At 66.9% G+C, this 18,438-nt stretch carries 16 protein-coding genes; 5 read left to right on the top strand and 11 right to left on the bottom strand.

The window, feature by feature from the left end; all coding sequences use genetic code 11:
* Nucleotides 1–15: 15 nt before the first annotated feature.
* From xdhC to GH266_RS00875, 8 genes are all read right to left on the bottom strand, one after another.
* Nucleotides 16–1,035: a xanthine dehydrogenase accessory protein XdhC gene (gene xdhC, locus GH266_RS00910; protein WP_158192215.1), complete on the bottom strand. Its 1,020-nt coding sequence runs from the start codon at nt 1,033–1,035 to the stop codon at nt 16–18.
* A complete protein-coding gene (gene xdhB, locus GH266_RS00905) occupies nt 1,035–3,374 on the bottom strand; it encodes a xanthine dehydrogenase molybdopterin binding subunit (protein ID WP_158192214.1) in 2,340 nt (779 codons plus the stop codon). Before xdhB ends, xdhC begins: the two co-directional genes overlap by 1 nt.
* Entirely contained in the window at nt 3,364–4,851 is a 1,488-nt protein-coding gene (gene xdhA, locus GH266_RS00900; protein ID WP_158192213.1) for a xanthine dehydrogenase small subunit, read from the bottom strand. Before xdhA ends, xdhB begins: the two co-directional genes overlap by 11 nt.
* A gap of 3 nt (nt 4,852–4,854) precedes the next feature.
* Entirely contained in the window at nt 4,855–5,208 is a 354-nt protein-coding gene (gene uraH, locus GH266_RS00895; protein WP_158192212.1) for a hydroxyisourate hydrolase, read from the bottom strand.
* Nucleotides 5,209–5,251: 43 nt separating this feature from the next.
* Nucleotides 5,252–6,271: a LysR family transcriptional regulator gene (locus GH266_RS00890; protein WP_158192211.1), complete on the bottom strand. Its 1,020-nt coding sequence runs from the start codon at nt 6,269–6,271 to the stop codon at nt 5,252–5,254.
* A 9-nt stretch (nt 6,272–6,280) separates the two neighbouring features.
* Complete coding sequence (locus GH266_RS00885; RefSeq protein ID WP_158192210.1) at nt 6,281–7,258, bottom strand: quinone oxidoreductase family protein; 978 nt, start codon at nt 7,256–7,258, stop codon at nt 6,281–6,283.
* Between the two features lie 131 nt (nt 7,259–7,389).
* The gene (locus tag GH266_RS00880) at nt 7,390–8,115 is read right to left on the bottom strand and encodes a CDP-alcohol phosphatidyltransferase family protein (protein ID WP_158192209.1); all 726 of its coding nucleotides are present in this window, start codon (nt 8,113–8,115) and stop codon (nt 7,390–7,392) included.
* 158 nt (nt 8,116–8,273) lie between these two features.
* Nucleotides 8,274–9,254 carry a DUF2182 domain-containing protein gene (locus tag GH266_RS00875; protein WP_209001518.1) on the bottom strand — a complete coding sequence of 327 codons (981 nt, stop codon included), beginning with the start codon at nt 9,252–9,254 and terminating at the stop codon, nt 8,274–8,276.
* Between the two features lie 178 nt (nt 9,255–9,432).
* Here GH266_RS00875 and GH266_RS00870 point away from each other — a divergent pair, with 178 nt between their 5' ends.
* A complete protein-coding gene (locus tag GH266_RS00870; protein ID WP_158192207.1) occupies nt 9,433–10,668 on the top strand; it encodes a UbiH/UbiF family hydroxylase in 1,236 nt (411 codons plus the stop codon).
* Nucleotides 10,669–10,683: 15 nt separating this feature from the next.
* On the opposite strand, the gene GH266_RS00865 is transcribed toward GH266_RS00870, so the two are convergent.
* Together GH266_RS00865 and GH266_RS00860 are read right to left on the bottom strand one after the other, a co-directional pair.
* On the bottom strand, nt 10,684–11,766 hold the full coding sequence (locus GH266_RS00865; RefSeq protein ID WP_158192206.1) for a CaiB/BaiF CoA transferase family protein: 1,083 nt from the start codon (nt 11,764–11,766) through the stop codon (nt 10,684–10,686).
* Nucleotides 11,767–11,812: 46 nt separating this feature from the next.
* Nucleotides 11,813–12,766 (bottom strand): AEC family transporter, encoded by a 954-nt coding sequence (locus GH266_RS00860; RefSeq protein WP_158192205.1) that lies wholly within the window; start codon nt 12,764–12,766, stop codon nt 11,813–11,815.
* Nucleotides 12,767–12,920: 154 nt separating this feature from the next.
* Between GH266_RS00860 and GH266_RS00855 the strand changes: the two genes are divergently transcribed.
* From GH266_RS00855 to hspQ, 3 genes are all read left to right on the top strand, one after another.
* Entirely contained in the window at nt 12,921–13,838 is a 918-nt protein-coding gene (locus tag GH266_RS00855) for a lysophospholipid acyltransferase family protein (protein ID WP_158192204.1), read from the top strand.
* A 142-nt stretch (nt 13,839–13,980) separates the two neighbouring features.
* Nucleotides 13,981–15,024 (top strand): HpcH/HpaI aldolase/citrate lyase family protein, encoded by a 1,044-nt coding sequence (locus GH266_RS00850; protein ID WP_158192203.1) that lies wholly within the window; start codon nt 13,981–13,983, stop codon nt 15,022–15,024.
* 144 nt (nt 15,025–15,168) lie between these two features.
* Nucleotides 15,169–15,492, top strand: coding sequence for a heat shock protein HspQ (gene hspQ, locus GH266_RS00845; RefSeq protein ID WP_158192202.1), 324 nt, complete (start codon nt 15,169–15,171; stop codon nt 15,490–15,492).
* A 106-nt stretch (nt 15,493–15,598) separates the two neighbouring features.
* On the opposite strand, the gene GH266_RS00840 is transcribed toward hspQ, so the two are convergent.
* Nucleotides 15,599–16,372, bottom strand: coding sequence for an invasion associated locus B family protein (locus tag GH266_RS00840; RefSeq protein ID WP_244953752.1), 774 nt, complete (start codon nt 16,370–16,372; stop codon nt 15,599–15,601).
* Between the two features lie 204 nt (nt 16,373–16,576).
* Here GH266_RS00840 and GH266_RS00835 point away from each other — a divergent pair, with 204 nt between their 5' ends.
* Entirely contained in the window at nt 16,577–18,430 is a 1,854-nt protein-coding gene (locus tag GH266_RS00835) for an extracellular solute-binding protein (protein WP_158192201.1), read from the top strand.
* The last annotated feature ends 8 nt before the right edge of the window (nt 18,431–18,438 follow it).

Below are 18,438 nucleotides of genomic sequence, written 5' to 3'. Positions count from 1 at the left end.
TCCCCCGCCGCGTTATCATACGAGCCTCATTCCCCCTGCAAGCCTGCCGCCGCGTTTGTTGTGGAAAGCTCCCGCCTGTTCGCGGCGAAGCATGAGTTCGGCCGCAACGGAGATGGCGATGGCCGCCGGCTCCTTCGAGGCGATACCGGAAATGCCGATGGGGCAGCGGAAGCGCGCCAGCTCCTCTTCGCCGTGGCCTGCGGCCCGCAGCCGCGAGACCATGCGGGCAGCCTTGGTGGCGCTGCCGATCATGCCGACGCCGCCGATGCCAGGCGCCCGGAGCGCCGCATCGGCAATGGCGAGGTCGAGTGCGTGATCATGGGTCATGATCAGCACCTCGGCCGGGACGGGTTTTGCAATACCGCCCTCGCCAAAGATCTCAGGCGGTTCGGCAATGTGGCGGGGCTCGACGCTGCGCGGCATGTGGACGGGAAAGGCATTGAGCCGGCTGTCGACCCAGGTAACGCGGAACGGCAGGCTGGCCAGCGCCAGCACGATGGCACGCCCGACATGGCCGGCGCCGAACAGCATCAGCCGGGTCTCGCCGGCCGAGAACCGCTCCTCCAGCAGGCCGGCCGAGAGCGCGAGCGGCGCATCCACCGTGCCCTCGCCGGCGACGATCTCGCGAGGGGCCACTTCTCCTTGCGCGCCGATGGCTGCGCGGGTCGCAAAACCGCCTCGCTCGGCAAGTTCGGCAAGGCACCGCGCCTCGTCGAGCCGGGCGGCCGAAAAACTCTCGACCGCCAGCGTCACGCGGCCGCCGCAGCATTGGCCAAGGTCGGGGCCCAGCGTGAAGGTCCGCAGCTTCAGGAGATCGAACGAGGTCTCGTCCGCGGCCTGCGCGGCAGCCATGGCGATGGCCTCGTATTCCAGCGTGCCGCCGCCGATGGTGCCGTGGAACGAGCCGTCCGGCGCGACCACCATGCGCGCACCCGCTTCGCGCGGTGCCGAGCCCTGCAGCGCCAGAACGCTGACCATCGCGCAGCGGCCATGGCGCTCCAGCAGGTCACGAACGGCGCTCCAGGGATTGCGCATCAGCCGGCCCTGCCCCGTTTCATGGCGAGGACGGCCCGCAGGATCGCCTCCGGCGTTGCCGGGGCATCGAGATCCGGTATCGCTCCGGGATTGAGGCTGGCCAGTGCATCGTGGATGGCGCTGAAAACGGAGATTGCCAGCATCACCGGCGGCTCGCCGACCGCCTTGGAGCGGTAGACCGTGGGGGACGGGTTGCCGGCCGAGGCATAGAGTTCCACCCGGAAGTCCTCCGGCACGTCGGAGGCGGTTGGGATCTTGTAGGTGGAAGGAGCGTGCGTGCGCAGGCGCCCCCGGTCGTCCCAGACCAGTTCCTCGGTGGTCAGCCAGCCCATCCCCTGCACGAAGCCGCCCTCGATCTGGCCGATGTCGATGGCCGGATTGAGCGAGTGGCCGACATCGTGGAGGATGTCGACGCGGTCGACCCGCATTTCGCCGGTCATCGTGTCGACGGTGACCTCCGAACAGGCTGCGCCATAGGCAAAGTAGAAGAACGGCCGCCCCGACGCGCTCGGCCGGTCCCAGGTGATGTTGGGTGTGGCGTAGAAGCCCGCCGCCGACAGCTGGATGCGCGCCAGATGCGCCTCGCGGGCCAGTTCGCCGAGCGTCATGCTGCGCTCGCCGATCTGCACGGAATTGTCTGCGAAAGTGATCGCATCCGGCGCCACCTGGTAGCGCTCGGCGGCAAAGGCAACGAGGCGGCCGCGGATGGTCTCGGCGCCGATCTTGGCGGCCATGCCGTTGAGATCGGTGCCGGAGGAGGCCGCCGTCGGGCCAGTGTTGGGCACCTTGCCGGTATGGGTCGCGGTGATCTTCACCCTGTCGAGCGAGACGCCGAATTCCTCGGCGACGATCTGCGCCACCTTCTGGAACAGGCCCTGCCCCATCTCGGTGCCGCCGTGGTTCAGGTGGATCGAGCCGTCGGTGTAGAGATGCACCAGGGCGCCGGCCTGGTTCAGATGCTTCAGCGTGAAGGAGATGCCGAACTTCACCGGCGTCAGCGCCAGCCCCTTCTTCAGGATCGGGCTGGAGGCGTTGAAGGCGGCGATCTCCTCCCGGCGCCGGCGATAGTTGGAGCTCTCCTCCAGCTCATCGACGATGGCGTGCAGCGTCGCGTGCTCTTCCACCTTCATGCCGTAGGGCGTGACGTCGCGCCCGTCGCGGTAGAAATTGCGCTTGCGCAGGTCGAGCGGATCCACCCCGAGGCGGATCGCCAGCGCGTCCATCATCCGCTCGGCGGCCAGCATGCCCTGCGGCCCGCCGAACCCGCGAAAGGCGGTGTTGGAGCAGGTATGGGTCTTGAGCCGGCGCGAATGGATCATCGCATCGGGATAGTAGTAGCTGGAGTCTGCGTGGAACATCGACCGGTCGACCACGCCGAGCGACAGGTCCGCCGAATAGCCGCAGCGGGCGAAGAGCCGCATGTCGACCACCCGCAACAGCCCTTCCGCATCGTGGCCGAGCTTCCAATCGACGCGGAAGTCGTGCCGCTTGCCGGTCATGATCATGTCGTCGTCGCGGTCGAGCCGCAGCTTGCAGGGCCGGCCGGTCGCGCGCGCGGCAATGGCCGCGATCGCTGCCCAGTGGTTCGCCTGGGACTCCTTGCCGCCGAAGCCGCCGCCCATCCGGCGCACCTCCACCGTCACCGCCGCATCCGGCACGGCGAGCACGCGGGCGATGATGTGCTGCGTCTCGCTCGGATGCTGCGAGGACGTGTGGACGAACATGTCGCTGTCTTCGCCGGGCACGGCCAGCGATACCTGGCCTTCCAGGTAGAAATGCTCCTGCCCGCCGATGCGCAGCGAACCCTCCAGCAGATGGCTGGCGGTCGCGAGTCCGGTCTCGGGAGAGCCCTTGCGGAACTGGTAGTCGGGCAGCACCGTCTCGTCGGCCGCCAGCGCGTCCTCGACGGTCAGCAGCGGCGGCAGGTCCTCCACCTCGATGCGCGCCTTGCGGGCCGCGTGGCGCGCCGCCTCGCGCGTCTTCGCAACGACCGCAAAGAGCGGCTGCCCCCAGAAGAGAATCTCCTCGTCCGCGAACATCGGCTCGTCGCCGAGCGCCGGAGAGACGTCGTTCTTGCCCGGAATGTCCGCCGGGCCGATCACCGCCACGACGCCCGGATAGTCGCGGACCGGATCGAGATCCAGCGAGACGATCCTGCCTCTTGTGACGTCACGTGCCCAACCGGGCACCACATGCAGCGTGCCGGCCGGCTCGCGGATGTCGTCCACATAGACTGCGCTGCCGCTGACATGGCGGATGGCGCTGTCATGCGGCAGGGATTGGCCGACGCTGGCGAGCGCAGCCGCGCCAAGGGCTTTTCCGCCGCTCTCAGGCTGCATGAATAACCTCCCCGGCTCGCAATCCGCTCACCCTCGTACGCTCGTCCGGCGTTCCGCCGATTTCCACCAAGGCCTTGGCCAGCAAGGCGCGTGCCACCTCCTTGCGATAGGCTTCGCCCGCCCGCATGTCGGAGATCGGGGCGAAGTCGTCCGCCAGCGCCTTCAACGCCGCTGCCCAGGTGGACGGACGGTCGGGCCGTGCGCCGATCAGGGCGAGTTCGGCGATCTCCGCACGCTTCGGGGTTGCGGCCATGCCGCCATAGGCAAGCCGTGCGTCGGTGATCGTGCCGTCGGCCAGCGTCACCCGCAGGGCGCAAAGCACGGAGGTGATGTCCTGCTCGAAACGCTTGGAGATCTTGAAGCAGCGGAAGGCGTGGTTCGGATCGAGCCGGGGCACGTAGAGCCCGGTGACGATCTCGCCCGGCGCCCGATCCTGCTTGCCGTAGTCGATGAAGAAGGCTTCCAGCGGCAGCGTGCGCGAGGCCTCGCCCCGGCGCAGCTCGATGGTCGCCCCGAGGGCAATCAGCGCCGGCGGACTGTCGCCGATGGGCGAGCCGTTGGCGATGTTGCCGCAGACCGTGCCGGAGGCCCGCACCTGGCGCGAGCCGATGCGCCGCCACAACTCGCCGAGGTCCGGATCGATCCGCGCCATGTAGGGATGCGCGGCGGCGAAGGTCGTGGCCGCCCCCATCAGCACGCCGCCCGGCGTTTCCTCGATGCGGTCGAGATCGCGCACCCGGCCGAGCCAGATAACCTGCGGCAGCTGGCGCAGCTGCTTGGTGACCCAAAGGCCGACATCGGTCGCCCCGGCCACCAGCGTGGCCTCCGGATGGCGCTCCGTCAGTTCGGCAAGCGCATCCAGCGAGGCGGGAGCTGCGAAGAAGCCGTCCCCCTCTTGCGCGATGAATACATCGCGCGCGTCCTGCTCCATGGCTTGCAGCGCTGCGACGGTCTCGGCCTCGCGCCGCGAAAAGGCGTCGTCGATCTCGCTGAAACAGGCCTCGAGTGCCGCATCGACAATGGGCCGGTACCCGGTGCAGCGGCACAGGTTTCCGGCCAGCCAGTCGGTGACGGTCTTGCGCGTCGCTTGCCTTTCCGGCGCGTGGTAGAGCGTGAAGAGGCTCATCACGAAGCCCGGCGTGCAGAAGCCGCATTGCGAGCCGTGATGATCGACCATCGCCTGCTGCACGGGGTGCAGCCGTCCGTCCTCCGCCAGGTCCTCCACCGTCACCAGCTCGGCGCCGTCGAGCATGCCCAGAAACTGGATACAGGAATTGACCGGCTGATAGACGAGGCGTCCCTCGACGAGCCGTCCGACCGCCACCGTGCAGGCGCCGCAGTCGCCCTCGCCGCAACCTTCCTTGGTTCCGACCAGACCGCGCCGCAGGCGCAGATAGTCGAGCACGGTCTCGGTCGGCCGCACATCGGCCAGTTCGACGACACGGCCATTTTGCAGGAAACGGACGACCTCACGCATCACTCAACTCCCGCGATAGGTGGAATAGCCGAAGGGCGAGAGCAGCAGCGGAACGTGGTAGTGGCCGCTCTCGTCGGCAATCCCGAACCGCAGCGGAATGATATCGAGAAACAGCGGGTCCGGCAGATCGGCCCCCGAGGCGACAAGATAGGCGCCGGCCTCGAAGCGCAGCTCGTAGACGCCCGCGCGGAAGGCGTCGCCCTCCAGCAGCGGCGCATCGACCCGGCCGTCGGAATTGGTCGCCGCGGTGCGGATGCACTCGAAGGCACCGTCCTGCTCGCGCCACAGCGACAGCGACAGGCCCGCTGCCGGCTTGCCGAGCGCGGTGTCCAGTACATGCGTTGTCAGTCGTCCCATGGTCCCCCTTCCCATGCGTGCTGTCGCGCGGCCCCTCGCAGCCTCAAGGTGACCACGCATTGTGCATGCCTTGAAAGGGTGCAGCAGCTTGGCCGACGCGACCAGAAGATATTTTCGCCCCCAATGATGCCGAATTGGCATCGATCATGGCAAGGCGCGCTCGCAATGCGTCCATCGAATGTTCGAAGAACGCCCGTGCTGCATGACCAAGGCTCCGGTGCGCCGAGGTCAGGATGGTGAAGCGGTCCCGCTTCAAAGGCTGGTCGGCCAGCGGCAGGAAGACGAGCGAGCCGTCCACGAGCTCCTGTTCCAGACCCAGCGTGGTCAGGAACGCGACGGTGTCGTCGCTCCTGGTCAGCTCCTTCATCAGCTTCAACGAATTGGCCTCGACAAAGGCGCCCTGCGGAAAGCCCCCATCGGACAGAGCGATGTCGAGACGCTTCCTCAGCGACAGGTCGCTGGAGGGAAAGCAGAACGGATGCGACAGACAGTCGGCGAGCGACACGCGCGCAAGTCTTGTCAGCGGATGGCCGGGCCGCACCACGGCCCCGATCTCCAGATCCCGGTAGAAGGCGACGGCAAGACGCGGATCCTCCGGCGGCTCGAAGGCGAAACCGACATCCGCCTCGCCGGCGATGATCGCCTCCACCACCTGTTCCGATCCGGTCAGCACCGTATGCAGGTGAATGCCCGGATAGCTGCGACGGAAGGCGGCGATCACATCGGGCAACAGGCTTTCGGTGACGCTCTCGACGCTGGCGATGCGCACGGTGCCCCGCTGCATGCCTGTCAGGGCGTCGAGATCGCCGAGCGTTGCTTCCAGGTCGGCGAAGGTCCGGGCGACATGCGCCCGCAGGATCTCTCCTGCGGGGGTCAATTGCACCCCGCGCGCCAGCCGGTCGAACAAGGTGTGGCCGAGCGACTGCTCCAGCCACAGGATCTGCCGGTTGACGGCGCTCGAGGCGACGTTCAGCTCACGCGATGCCGAGCGGATCGATCCCGATCTGGCGACGGCCGCGAAGTAGCGCAAGGCCGGGCCGTAGAGGGAGCGGGATCGGTCCATGGCTTGCGGTCAGGGCACCAGGACGGTGGTTCCGGTGGTCTTGCGACCCTGCAGGTCCTCATGCGCCGTTACGGCGTCGGCGAGCTTGTACTCCTGGTTCACCGCGATCTTCACGTCGCCCGAGCGCACCACGTCGAAGAGATCGTTGGCGGTCTCCTCCAGGTCGGCGCGCGAGGCGATATAGGTGAAGAGCGTCGGCCGGGTGGCAAAGAGCGAGCCCTTCGGTCCGAGCAGGCCGAGATTGAAGTCGGTGATCGGGCCGGACGACTGGCCGAACGAAACCCACATGCCGAGCGGGCGCAGGCAATCGAGCGAGCCGGGATAGGTGTCCTTGCCGACCGAATCGTAGACCACGTCGCACAGCTTGCCGCCGGTGATCTCGCGCACGCGCTCGACAAAATTCTCGGTCCGGTAGTTGATGACGTGGGTGTAGCCGTTGGCCTTGGCAAGCTCGGCCTTTTCCTGCGACCCGACCGTGCCGATAACCGTGGCGCCGAGCTTGGCCGCCCACTGGCCGGCAATCAGGCCGACGCCGCCCGCGGCCGCATGAAACAGCAGCGTCGTGTCGGACGTCACCTTGTAGGTCTTGCGCAGCAGGTAGCGCGCCGTCATGCCCTTGAGCATCATGCCGGCGGCGGTCTTGTCGTCGACCCCGTCCGGGATCTTCACGAGACGATCGGCCGGGATCAGGCGCTCTTCGGCATAGGAACCGAGCGGGCCGACATAGGCGACCCGGTCGCCCGGCACCACGTGGGTCACGCCCTCGCCCACCGCGACGACGGTGCCCGCGCCCTCGTTGCCCGGGGTGAAGGGCAGGCCGGCCGGTGCCGGATAAAGGCCGGAGCGGAAATAGATGTCGATGAAGTTGAGGCCGATGGCGGTGTGGCGGATGAGCGCCTCGCCCTTGCCCGGGCTGCCCAACTCGATGTCTTCCCAGCGCATGACTTCCGGTCCACCGGTCTCATGCACCCTGATTGCTTTCACCATGTCCTGCTCCCGTCGGGATTGGTTCTCGATTGTGAGCCGGATGATGGGCGGCCCCGCCTGCGGCGGCAACCCCCTTTCGCATGATGGTGTTTTGCTTTTTCAGGCGTTTGCGCGCGGGCGGAGAGAAACCGTCAGCGCAGGCGCTCGAGCAGCTGGTGCAGGGCGGAAACGCCGAGGAGATAGATGCTGGTCGCGGCCAGCAGCCACTTCACCGGGCCGTCGGCCGACATGCCGTCGGCAATGGCAAAGCCTGCGGCAACGAACCAGAGCAGCGTCACGGCCAGCGTCAGCGGGCGCCAGCGCACCACACGCACCGGATGGACGAAGCGGATCGGCGCGAAGGTCAGCGCGCACAGCGCGACGACAAAGAGCACGGTGAAGACCTGCGAGGAGGACAGCACCATCAGCCCGAAGATCACCATGTTCCAGCCGGCCGGGAAGCCCTTGAAGGAGCCGTCCGGCTGCTTCATGCCGTTGTCGGCGAAATAGAGCGCGCCGGTGAAGACCACGAGGCCGCCGCAGATCCAGTTCCACGGCGTCGACAGCATGCCGCTGGCTGCAAGCGCGAAGGCCGGCAGGAAGACGTAGGTCGCGTAGTCGATGACGAAGTCGAGGGAGGCGCCGGACCATTGCGGCATGCGGCGCGCGATGTCGAAATGCCGGGCGAGCGGGCCGTCGATGCCGTCGATGACAAGCGCGATGCCGAGCCAGACGAACAGCATGGTCCAGTCGCCGCGCGAGCCGGCCAGCAGCGCCAGCAGCGCGATGGGGGCACCGAGCGCGGTCAGCACATGGATGAGGAACAGCGGATGCGCGCTTTTCAGCCTGTCCGCAACGCCAGCGTCGAGATCCGCCATCTTTCCCTTTGCCACAGGCTCAGCCTCGCAACCTGGTCCCGTTCCCTGCCGGAAGGGACGAGAGAATGCTTCCCCCTGTCCTTCCTATGCCCGCAAGAGGGCCGGACTGCAATAAGACTGACATGCTTTTGTCGTAAAAAGCGAGGCTAGACGCTCTCTCAGCCAGCCAACGCAACACGCCCGAACGCGGCAAGCGACAGTAGAAAGCCGCCCCACAGAAGCAGGAAGACGCCGATCACCTGCGGCAGGCGCTCGGAGAGGAACGTTTTCTCCAGGCCCATCAGCAGGCCCAGAAGCGCGATCCACAGCACGTTCATGATGCCGACGGCGAACATCACCGTCATCAGCGCCCAGCAGCAGCCGAAGCAGAACATCCCCTGCATGACGCCGAGGCGAAAGGTCTCGGCAAGCGAGGCCGGCCGATGGCTTGCGAAGAACAGCTTCGGGTTGCGGCAGCGCCAGAGGCACGCCGCCTTGGCCGGCGTGAACTGGTAGATGCCGGCGGCGACCAGCGTCGTGCCGGCCAGCACCGTCGTCACCGGAGCCATCATCGGGGTCAGCGCGCCGGCCATTGTCAGCGCTGCCTGGGCCGCTGTCGCAACGACAGCATAGGCCATCCACACCGAGAGATAGCCGAGGGTCAGCACCAGCGTTGCCCGCCCGGCCGGCAGGCCATAGCCGCCGGCCTGCGGATCCCGCCGGGCACGCTCTGCGAAATTCGCGATCACCGGCGCGGCCGTCGGCAGCATCATTGCCAGTGCCATCGCGACCCACATGACGAGCACGAGCAGCATGTCGTGCACCGACCAGACGGCGGAAGCAGGCATGCCGAAAGTGGACGCCCCTTCCGGCAGGCAGATCGCGGCGAGCAGCGCGCGGGCCTCCGCCGGCAGCCCGGCAAAGATGTTGAAGGCATTGAACAGCGCCATGCCGGGGCCGAGCTCGCCCATGTCCATGACGGGAAGCATGGCCGCCACCATCGCCGCCAGATACATCCAGCCGGCCAGCGAAACGATGCCGATGCAGATCAGAACGACGGCACGCGGATGCCGGGCGGCAAGGCTCCAGATGCCTGGCTCCTCCTGCGGATCGCGGGGCCCGCCTGTTCTCTTTGCCGAAGTCTCGATGCCTGCCGACACGGTGTCGCTCCTTCGCTCCGGAACCTGCTCCGGAGGCTTTGCGGATGATAGAACGTTCAGGCCCACATGCCATCCGCGCCGTACCGGATGCGACCAAATGCGCTGCGCACGGGCTTGCATTACGCCGCTGCCGCGTCATCTTTCCCGGCAAGGTTCCACCAATGATCGGAAGTTGGCCATGACACAGCGCAAAACCGCAACCGGCACCCCTTCGCGCGAGGCCGATATCGCCGTCATTGGCGCCGGCCCCTCCGGCATGGCGATGGCGCTGCTGCTTGCGCGCCACGGGTTTCGCACTGCCCTTATCGCCCCTGCCCTGCCGGCCTCCGACGACCGCACCACGGCGCTGCTGGAGTCCTCTGTGGAGATGCTCCGCTCGCTGAAGCTGTGGGATCGCATCGCGCCGCATACCGCGCCGCTGGAGCATATGCGCATCATCGACGCGACGGGTCGGTTGATTCGGGCGCCGGAAGTCGTTTTCGACGCGTCGGAGCTGAAACTGCCGGCCTTCGGCTACAACATCCGCAATGCGGACCTCAATGCCGAGTTGGCCGACGCCTGCAAGGCCGAGCCGCTGCTGGAACGAGTCGATGCACGTCTCGACGCGCTGGAAACCGGCGAAAATGGCGTTTCCCTAGCCCTCTCGGACGGCACCACGCTTGCGGCCCGACTTGCCATCGGCGCCGACGGGCGTCGCTCCGCCGTGCGCGAGGCGGCGGGCATCGAGGTGCGCGAGTGGCGCTACCCGCAATGCGCGCTGGTGCTCAATCTCGAGCACGATGCGCCGCATCACGACCATTCCAGCGAGTTCCACACCCCCACCGGACCCTTCACGCTGGTCCCGCTCAAGGGCCGTCGCTCGTCGCTGGTCTGGGTGCAGGAGCCGGGCGAGGCCGAGCGGCTGCATGCGACCGACGACGAGGTACTGGCGCTGGAGATCGAGCGCCGCGCCGCCTCCATCCTCGGACGCATGCGGATCGTCGGAACGCGCCAGCTCTATCCTCTCGGCGGCTTGAGCGCGAAGACCGTGGCGGCCAATCGCTGCGCACTGATCGGCGAAGCCGCTCACGTTTTCCCGCCCATCGGGGCGCAGGGGCTCAATCTCGGCTTCCGCGATGTCGCAACGCTGGGCGAGGCGCTGGTGGCGGCCCGTCGCCGCGGCGAGGATATCGGCGCGCCGTCCGTTCTGGCGGCCTATGAGCGAGCCCGCCGCCCCGATATCGCCTCCCGCACGACCGCCGTCGACCTGCTCAACCGCTCGCTGCTGAGCGACCTGCTTCCCGTTCAGCTGCTGCGCGGGCTCGGGCTCTATCTCGCCGGCCGGGTGCCGTCGCTGCGCCGCTTCCTGATGCGCGAAGGCATTGCCCCCGCCATGGCGCGCCCGCGCCTGATGCGCGGGCTGACGCTCGGCTGAGCCGGGTCAACGCCCTCAGATCGGCGCCTTGGCGCTGCGGTCGCCCCGGAAGACCGGGGCAATCGGCACCACCGTCGCCGGCAGGGCCACGTCGCCCGTGGTGACCTCGAAGTCGAACAGCCCGCGCTCGCGGAAATGCGGATCGCGGAAAGCCTCCGCGAGATCGGCGAGCGGGGCGGCGCAGCAATCGGCCGCCGCAAGCCGCGGTGCCCAATAGGCGGTGTCATGCGCGGCAAACGCCTCTGCCAGCGCCAGTCCCGATGCTTCCGGATTGCGGCGATCGTCGCGCGCCTCTTGCGACAGGCCGAGCGTATCGCAGAGCGCGGTCCAGAATTTCTCCTCCAGCGCACCGACGGCGATCAGCCCGCCATCGGCGGCCGTGTAGATTCGGTAGCGGGGTGAGGCTCCGGTCAGCAGGTCGGCGCCGTTGCCCGGCGCCTTGCCGGTCGCGGTGAGTTTCGCCTGGGCGAACAGGGCGAGCGTGAACATCGCGTCGCACATGGCGATATCGAGAACCGTGCCGTGCCCGTTGCGCTCGCGCGCGATCAGGGCGAGCAGGATGTTCATCACCGCCGGAAAGCTGCCGCCGCCGATATCGGCGATCTGTGCCGGCGGCAGAACCGGCGCCTCGGCCGTGCCGCAGGACAGCGCGAGCAGCCCGGTCAGCGCCATGTAGGTGATGTCGTGCCCGGCATCGAGCGCGCGCGGACCGGTCTGTCCGAAGCCGGTGATCGAACAGTAGACGAGGCGCGGGTTGCGCTTCGTCAGCTCCTGCGGGCCGAGGCCGAGCCGCTCCATCACCCCGGGCCGGAACTGCTCCAGAACCACGTCGGCCGTGTCGACAAGCTCCAGCACCTTCTCGCGCGCGGCCGGGTCCTTGAGATCGAGTTCGATGCAGGTCTTGCCGCGATTGAGCATGGCGTAGAGCGCGCTCGCCGGGCCTGCCTTGGGCGGGAAGAAGCGCATGTCCTCGCCGCCCGGCCGCTCGATCTTGATCACCGTTGCTCCGGCCTCGGCCAACATCAGGCTGGCGAGCGGCCCGGGCAACAACGTGCTGAAATCCAGCACCGTGACCCCGGCAAGCGGCTGTTGCGTCATTGGCATGGGTCTCCTCCCTGTCGCCCGTTCTTATGCCGGGACGGACTTACTGAAGCGGCAGCAGGCCTTCCGTGATCAGATAGATGAAGACGGAAACGGTCACCGTCGAGGCGATGGTGCCGATCAGGATCGAGCTGGAGGCTCGCTGGATGTAGACATGATACTGCTGGGCGATCACGAAGACATTCGCAGCCGGCGGCAGGCAGGCCATCAGCACAGCCGTCGCCACCCAGGCCGGCTCGACTCCGCCCATCCAGTTCAGCAGCATCAGAACGATCAGCGGATGCACGATCAGCTTGACGGAGAGGATCACCGGCAGTTCCAGCGGCACCCGCCCCATCGGCTGCTGCGCGACCGTGACGCCCATGGCGAAGAGCGCGCAAGGTGCGGCCGCGTTGCTGAGGAAGGTCAGCAGCGTCTCGATCGCCTGCGGCGGCTGGAATTCGACCGCCGCCGCCAGAACGCCGGCGATGGTGGCCAGAATGAACGGATGGGTGAAGATCCGCTTCACCACCGTGATCATGGTCTTCAGCGGCGGTTCGTTGTCGGTGCCGCCGATGGCCATCATCAGCGGCGTCAGCGTGAACAGCAGGATATTGTCGAAGCAGAAGACCAGCGCGGTCGGCACGGCCGCGGCCGGGCCCAGCACCGCCAGCGTCAGGCCAGGCCCCATGTAACCGACGTTGGAGTAGGAGCCGGCCAGCGCCTGGATCGTCGCTTCGGGAATGTTGCCGCGCGATGCCAGAACGCCGACGCAAAAGGCGATGGCGAAGGCGCAATAGGTGGCGAAGGTCGTCGCCGCCACATAGCCGATATTGGTCAGTTCCTCGATCGGCGTCTTGGCCAGAAGGCGGAAAAACAGCGCCGGCAGCGCTATGTAGATGATGAAGAACTGCATCCACGCCAGGCCGGACGCGGGAATGTCCTTCAGTTTTCCTGCGGCGACCCCGAGAAAGATCAGCCCGAAAAACGGAAGCGCCAGCGATATCACATTTTCCATCAGGGCCTCCGGCGGACGGGAGGGGCGCCCGCCAAACAGGGAGCATGTTGCCAAGCCTCGACCGCTTGGTTAATCACCGCAGGCCTAACGGGTTCGCACAAACCGGTCAACGGCAACGACCCTCCGCATAAGTGAGTAGAGACGGCGACAGGCAATGATGCAGACCGATGCCCCCGGCGAAACGGGCACGCAGCCCGGCAAGCTGCCTGGCGAGCGCGGCGGATTGCGCTATCGGCTGGAATGGGCGCTGCTGAGCTTCGCGCTCTGGCTGCTGCGCCTGATGCCGCCGGATACGGCCTCCGCCGTAATGGGCAAGGCCTGGCGTCTGTTCGCCCGGTTCAACAGCCGGCACCGGCGCGCGCTTGCCAATATGGCAAAGGCGATGCCGGAACTGCCGCGCGAAGAGCATCGGCGCATCCTGCTGGGAATGTGGGAAAATCTTGGTCGGATCGCCGCCGAGACGCTGCAGCTGGACCGGCTCGTCTCTGATCCCGACCGCTTCGAATACGATGTGGAGGCCGTGCGCGACGCGGTGGGAGACAGCGGCGCCGTCGTCGTTTCCCTGCATTCGGGCAATTGGGAGGTCACCGCGATGGGCGGGCTTGCTGCCGGCTGGCAGCCGGTCGGCGTCTACCAGACCATCAAGAATCCGCTGGTCGACAAGCTGGTCTATGACCTGCGTGCCCGCATCTATCCCGGCGGCCTCTACGCCAAGAGCCACGAGACGGCGCGCCGCCTGCTGTCCATCGCCCGCTCCGGCGGTCGCACCGCGATGCTAGCCGACCTGCAGGACCGCCGCGGCGCGGTGATTCCCTTTTTCGGTCGTGACGCCTGGGCCACCGTCTATCCCGCCACCATCGCGCGTGCCGCCGGCGTGCCGTTGGTTGCAAGCCGCGTCATCCGGCTGCCCGGCAACCGCTTCCGCATCGAGGCGCGTATCGTCGAGATGCCGCGCACCGGCGACCGCAAGGCCGATGCCCTTGTCGCAACGCAGCGCTATCATGCCCTGTTCGAGCAATGGATCCGCGAGAACCCGTCCCAGTGGATGTGGATCATGCGCAAGTGGCTGTAAGGGGCCTGAGCGCCCAACCTTCCCTCTCCGCGCCGTTCGCCGAAGGTCCCGCTTGCGTGCCGCGTTGCGAAAGCCATTATATGCATCGCAACATAACGGGTGAGGAACCGCAACAAGGCGGACCGTCGGGGAGGACAACACCATGAAGACACCGCGCGCCTTCTACCAGCCGCTGGCCATCGGCGCACCGGCACCGCTGCGCGAACAGCCCGTCCGCCTTGAGCGCATGATCCATTTCGTGCCGCCGCATGTGGAAAAGATGCGCGCCAAGGTGCCGGACCTGATCCGCTCGGTCGACGTGGTGCTGGGCAATCTCGAGGATGCCATTCCCGCCGACGCCAAGACGGACGCGCGCCGCGGCTTCATCCGCATGGCGCAGGACAACGATTTCGGCAGCACGGGCCTGTGGACCCGCATCAACTGCCTGAACAGCCCCTGGATGCTGGACGATCTGGTCGAGATCGTCACGGAGATCGGCGACAAGCTCGACGTCGTGATGCTGCCCAAGGTCGAGGGCGCCTGGGACATTCACTATATCGACCAGTTGCTGGCGCAGCTGGAGGCGCGGGCCGGCGTGTCGAAGCCGATCCTCGTCCACGCGATCCTGGAGACCGCCGAGGGCGTCAAGAACGTCGAGGCGATCGCCACCGCCAGCCCGCGCATGCACGGCATGAGCCTGGGGCCGGCCGATCTTGCCGCCTCGCGGGGCATGAAGACCACCCGGGTCGGCGGCGGCCATCCGGATTACACGGTTCTCGCCGATGCGGGCGATGCCGGCGCACCGCGTCCGGCCTTTCAGCAGGACCTGTGGCACTACACCGTCGCCAAGATGGTGGATGCCTGCATGTCGGCAGGCATCAAGGCCTTTTACGGGCCGTTCGGCGACTTCTCCGATGCGGCTGCCTGCGAGGCCCAGTTCCGCAACGCGTTCCTGATGGGCTGTGTCGGCGCCTGGTCGCTGCATCCGAGCCAGATCGACATCGCCAAGCGCGTGTTCAGCCCAGAGCCGGCAGAGGTCTCCTTCGCGCTGCGCATCCTGGAGGCGATGCCCGACGGCACCGGGGCCGTGATGATCGACGGCAAGATGCAGGACGATGCCACCTGGAAGCAGGCAAAGGTGATCGTCGATCTTGCCCGTATCGTCGCGGCGAAAGATCCGGCCATGGCCGATCTTTACGGTCTGTGAGCGGCTGAAGGAGCGAACAAGGACGAAGAGTGCGAGCCGCCAGCGGCTCGCGACTTGTAAACCGCCCGTTCAGAGCGTATGCGCTAATGTTGAATCGAGGGAGAACCTCCCGACTTACGCTCAAACTGGCTGAAACCTGAACAGATGCGCACCGCGAAATTCATGATCGGTCAGGTCGTCAGGCACCGGGTGTACCCCTTCCGGGGGGTCATCTTCGACGTCGACCCGACATTTTCCAACACCGAAGAGTGGTGGGACGCGATTCCGGAAGACGTGCGCCCGGATCGCGACCAGCCGTTCTATCACCTGCTCGCCGAGAATGCGGAGACGGAATACGTCGCCTATGTTTCGGAGCAGAACCTGGTTCCGGACGACACCGGCGAGCCCGTGCGTCATCCCCAGGTCGACGAGATCTTCGAACAGCAGGACGACGGTACCTACCGCCCGCGCGACGTGGACCTGCACTGAGGGCGACGAGCCTCGCCTTCCCCCATTCGGTTCCGACCGATGCCACAACGAAAAACGCCGCGGCCAGGGCCGCGGCGTTGTCGTATCGAAGGCTGGATAGTCCGGATCAGTTCGCGCCCGAGCCGGTCACTTCCTTCTGCTTTTCGATCAGCCGCTGGCGGGCCTCTTCGGCGCGCTTCTGCAGTTCGGACTGCAGCTGCTGCTGCTTCTGCTGAAGCTCTTCCGGGTTGATCGCCGGGCCGTCATACACCTTGGTAAAGCCGGACAGGGTCAGCTGGAACGGCACCTGCTTGGCCTGCTGGTTCAGCGTGGTCAGCACAAGATTGCCGCCGGCCTTCATCGAAGTGATGAAGGCGTCGTCGATCACGAGCTCCGAGTAGCAAGCGTTCGGGAAGCAGATGCCGTACTTGGCTTCGGTCTGCTTGCCGCTGTCGACCTGCACGCGCAGGCCCGGCTGGATCAGCATGCCGGGGGGCACGGCCATCAGCAGGGTCTTGCGGGCCTCGCCGCCGATCTCGCGCACCGCCACGGACGCCAGAAACTGGCCTGTATCCGTGCGCAGCTCCTGCGTCACGACGCAGATTTCCTTGTTGGACTGCGGGTCGGTATTGCAGATCTTCACCCAGGGCGTGTCCGCCGGCGGCTGAATCGTCTGGGTCTGCGCAGCGGCGCCGCCGGCGAAAGCCATGGTCGCCGCAGCGGCGATGGTCAGGCCAGCCAGGTGGTTCTTCAGTCTTTCTGCCATGCAATGCGTCCCTAAAGTCCGTTGTTTCGCCACGGCGGACACGAAGCGCGTCGTCGCCGCGAACGGGAAATTCTGTCCCTCGCTCGCCAAACCTGTGCGCAACGAATGCGGCAAGACCTTGGCTCGTGCGATCACGGGCGCATCTTTACAGTCTGCCGCAGGGAATATCCAGTTTCTCGGGCGAGATGGCGGCGGCTACCGGCGTTCATTCGTGCGGGATCGCCACGCTGTTGCGAGAATGCCGCAGTCTCTCGCCCCTCCCCGTCACGCGCCGCTGCAGGGCTGTCGTTGAGACAGCGTTAACCATAACAAAGTGATTGGGCACTAGGATTCAACGCCATGACCGAGATGCGACCAGTCCCGATTCTCTTCCTTGCGAAGCTGCTTGCCGCGGCCGTGCTTGCGCTTGCGCCGGTTGCCGCAGCAGCGCAAGAGGCCGAGGTGCCGTGGAGCCACGGCATCGCCATGCATGGCGATCCGGCCCTGCCGGCCGACTTCTCCCACCTGCCCTATGCCGATCCGGACGCACCGCGCGGCGGCGCGATCACCCACGGCGTCCAGGGCTCCTTCGACAGCCTCAACCAGTTCATCGTCCAGGGCGGCACGACCACTGCACGCGGCATCCGCGACACGGATTTCGGCGCGCTGGTGATCGAGAGCCTGCTGGAGCGCAATCTCGACGAGCCCTTCACCCTCTACGGACTGCTCGCCGAATCGGTGCGCATGCCCGAGGCGCGCGACTGGATCGAGTTCCGCCTCGACGAAAGGGCCCGCTTCTCCGACGGCACGCCCGTCACCGTGGAAGACGTGATCTTCTCCTTCGAGATCCTGCGCGACAAGGGGCGGCCGCATTTCCGCGCACGCTACAGCCGCATCACCGCCATGGAGAAGACCGGCGAGCGCAGCGTCCGCTTCACCTTCGCCGACGGCACCGACCGCGAGCTGCCGCTGCTGGTCGGCATGTCGCCGATCTTTGCCAGGCATACGATCGACCCCGAGAGCTTCGATCGCAGCACCCTGGTGCCGCCGGTCGGCTCCGGCCCCTACGTCATCGACAGCGTCGATCCGGGCAACCGCATCGTCTATCGCCGCGATCCCGACTACTGGGCGAAGGATCTGCCGATCCGCCGCGGCCTCTACAATTTCGATGAGGTGAGCATCGAATATTATCGCGACGAGAACACGCTGTTCGAGGCCTTCAAGAAGGGGCTGGTACAGGTGCTGCCCGTGGCCGACCCGGCGCGCTGGACCACCTCGCTCGACTTCCCGGCGGTGGCCGAGGGCAAGGTGGTCAAGGAGGGTTTTCGCCTCGGCACGCCGGCCGGCATGCACGGCTTCGTCTTCAACACCCGCCGGCCGGTCTTCGCCGATGTGCGGATGCGCCGGGCGCTGGCCATGCTGTTCGATTTCGAATGGGTGAACCGCACCCTCTATCACGGCCTTTTTGCCCGCACCGGCGGCTATTTCGACAATTCCGTCCTTTCCTCGCTCGGCCGTCCGGCCAGCGAGGCGGAGCGCGCGCTGCTTGCCCCGTTCGCGGACGAGATCGCCCCGGACGTGCTTGCCGGCACCTGGCAGCCGACCCATGCCGACGGATCGGGCCGCGACCGCAAGGTGCTGCGCGCGGCGGTGGAACAGCTCGGCGCGGCCGGCTACCGCATCGATGGCGGCACACTGCGCGACCCCGGCGGCGCGCCGCTTTCCTTCGAGATCCTCGTCGCGTCCCAGGACCAGGAGCGCCTGGCGTTGGCCTATCAGCGCGCGCTGAAGCTGATCGGCATCGAGGCGCGGATCCGGTCCGTCGACAGCGCGCAGTACCAGCGCCGTCGCCAGACCTTCGACTACGACCTGGTGATGAATACCTGGCTGGTCTCGCTCTCTCCCGGCAACGAGCAGCGCTACCGCTGGGGCAGCGATGCGGCCGGGCAGGACGGCTCGTTCAACTACGCCGGGGTGAAAAGCCCGGCGGTCGATGCGACGATCGATGCCATGCTGGCCGCACGCGATGCGGAAGGCTTCACCGCTGCCGTGCGCGCCTTCGACCGCGCGCTGATTTCGGGTGCCTATGTGGTGCCCCTGTTCCATCTTCCTGAAAAATGGGTGGCGCGCTGGACCGCGATCGGCCGCCCCGAGGTACAGTCCATTACCGGACCGCGCTTCGAAACCTGGTGGTCGGCCGCCGCAAGGCGCTGAGTGGCTTG

The sequence above is a fragment of the Stappia indica genome (assembly GCF_009789575.1).
Classification (GTDB): Bacteria; Pseudomonadota; Alphaproteobacteria; order Rhizobiales; family Stappiaceae; genus Stappia; species Stappia indica_A.
Note: the sequence above shows the minus strand (reverse complement) of the source record. Positions and strands in the feature narration are given on the sequence as shown.

What these genes read in the sequence shown, in the direction of transcription:
- xdhC (WP_158192215.1), bottom strand. Translation starts at nt 1,035, where the DNA reads ATGCGCAATCCCTGGAGCGCCGTTCGTGACCTGCTGGAGCGCCATGGC.
- xdhB (WP_158192214.1), bottom strand. Translation starts at nt 3,374, where the DNA reads ATGCAGCCTGAGAGCGGCGGAAAAGCCCTTGGCGCGGCTGCGCTCGCC.
- xdhA (WP_158192213.1), bottom strand. Translation starts at nt 4,851, where the DNA reads ATGCGTGAGGTCGTCCGTTTCCTGCAAAATGGCCGTGTCGTCGAACTG.
- uraH (WP_158192212.1), bottom strand. Translation starts at nt 5,208, where the DNA reads ATGGGACGACTGACAACGCATGTACTGGACACCGCGCTCGGCAAGCCG.
- GH266_RS00890 (WP_158192211.1), bottom strand. Translation starts at nt 6,271, where the DNA reads ATGGACCGATCCCGCTCCCTCTACGGCCCGGCCTTGCGCTACTTCGCG.
- GH266_RS00885 (WP_158192210.1), bottom strand. Translation starts at nt 7,258, where the DNA reads ATGGTGAAAGCAATCAGGGTGCATGAGACCGGTGGACCGGAAGTCATG.
- GH266_RS00880 (WP_158192209.1), bottom strand. Translation starts at nt 8,115, where the DNA reads ATGGCGGATCTCGACGCTGGCGTTGCGGACAGGCTGAAAAGCGCGCAT.
- GH266_RS00870 (WP_158192207.1), top strand. Translation starts at nt 9,433, where the DNA reads ATGACACAGCGCAAAACCGCAACCGGCACCCCTTCGCGCGAGGCCGAT.
- GH266_RS00865 (WP_158192206.1), bottom strand. Translation starts at nt 11,766, where the DNA reads ATGACGCAACAGCCGCTTGCCGGGGTCACGGTGCTGGATTTCAGCACG.
- GH266_RS00860 (WP_158192205.1), bottom strand. Translation starts at nt 12,766, where the DNA reads ATGGAAAATGTGATATCGCTGGCGCTTCCGTTTTTCGGGCTGATCTTT.
- GH266_RS00855 (WP_158192204.1), top strand. Translation starts at nt 12,921, where the DNA reads ATGATGCAGACCGATGCCCCCGGCGAAACGGGCACGCAGCCCGGCAAG.
- GH266_RS00850 (WP_158192203.1), top strand. Translation starts at nt 13,981, where the DNA reads ATGAAGACACCGCGCGCCTTCTACCAGCCGCTGGCCATCGGCGCACCG.
- hspQ (WP_158192202.1), top strand. Translation starts at nt 15,169, where the DNA reads ATGCGCACCGCGAAATTCATGATCGGTCAGGTCGTCAGGCACCGGGTG.
- GH266_RS00835 (WP_158192201.1), top strand. Translation starts at nt 16,577, where the DNA reads ATGACCGAGATGCGACCAGTCCCGATTCTCTTCCTTGCGAAGCTGCTT.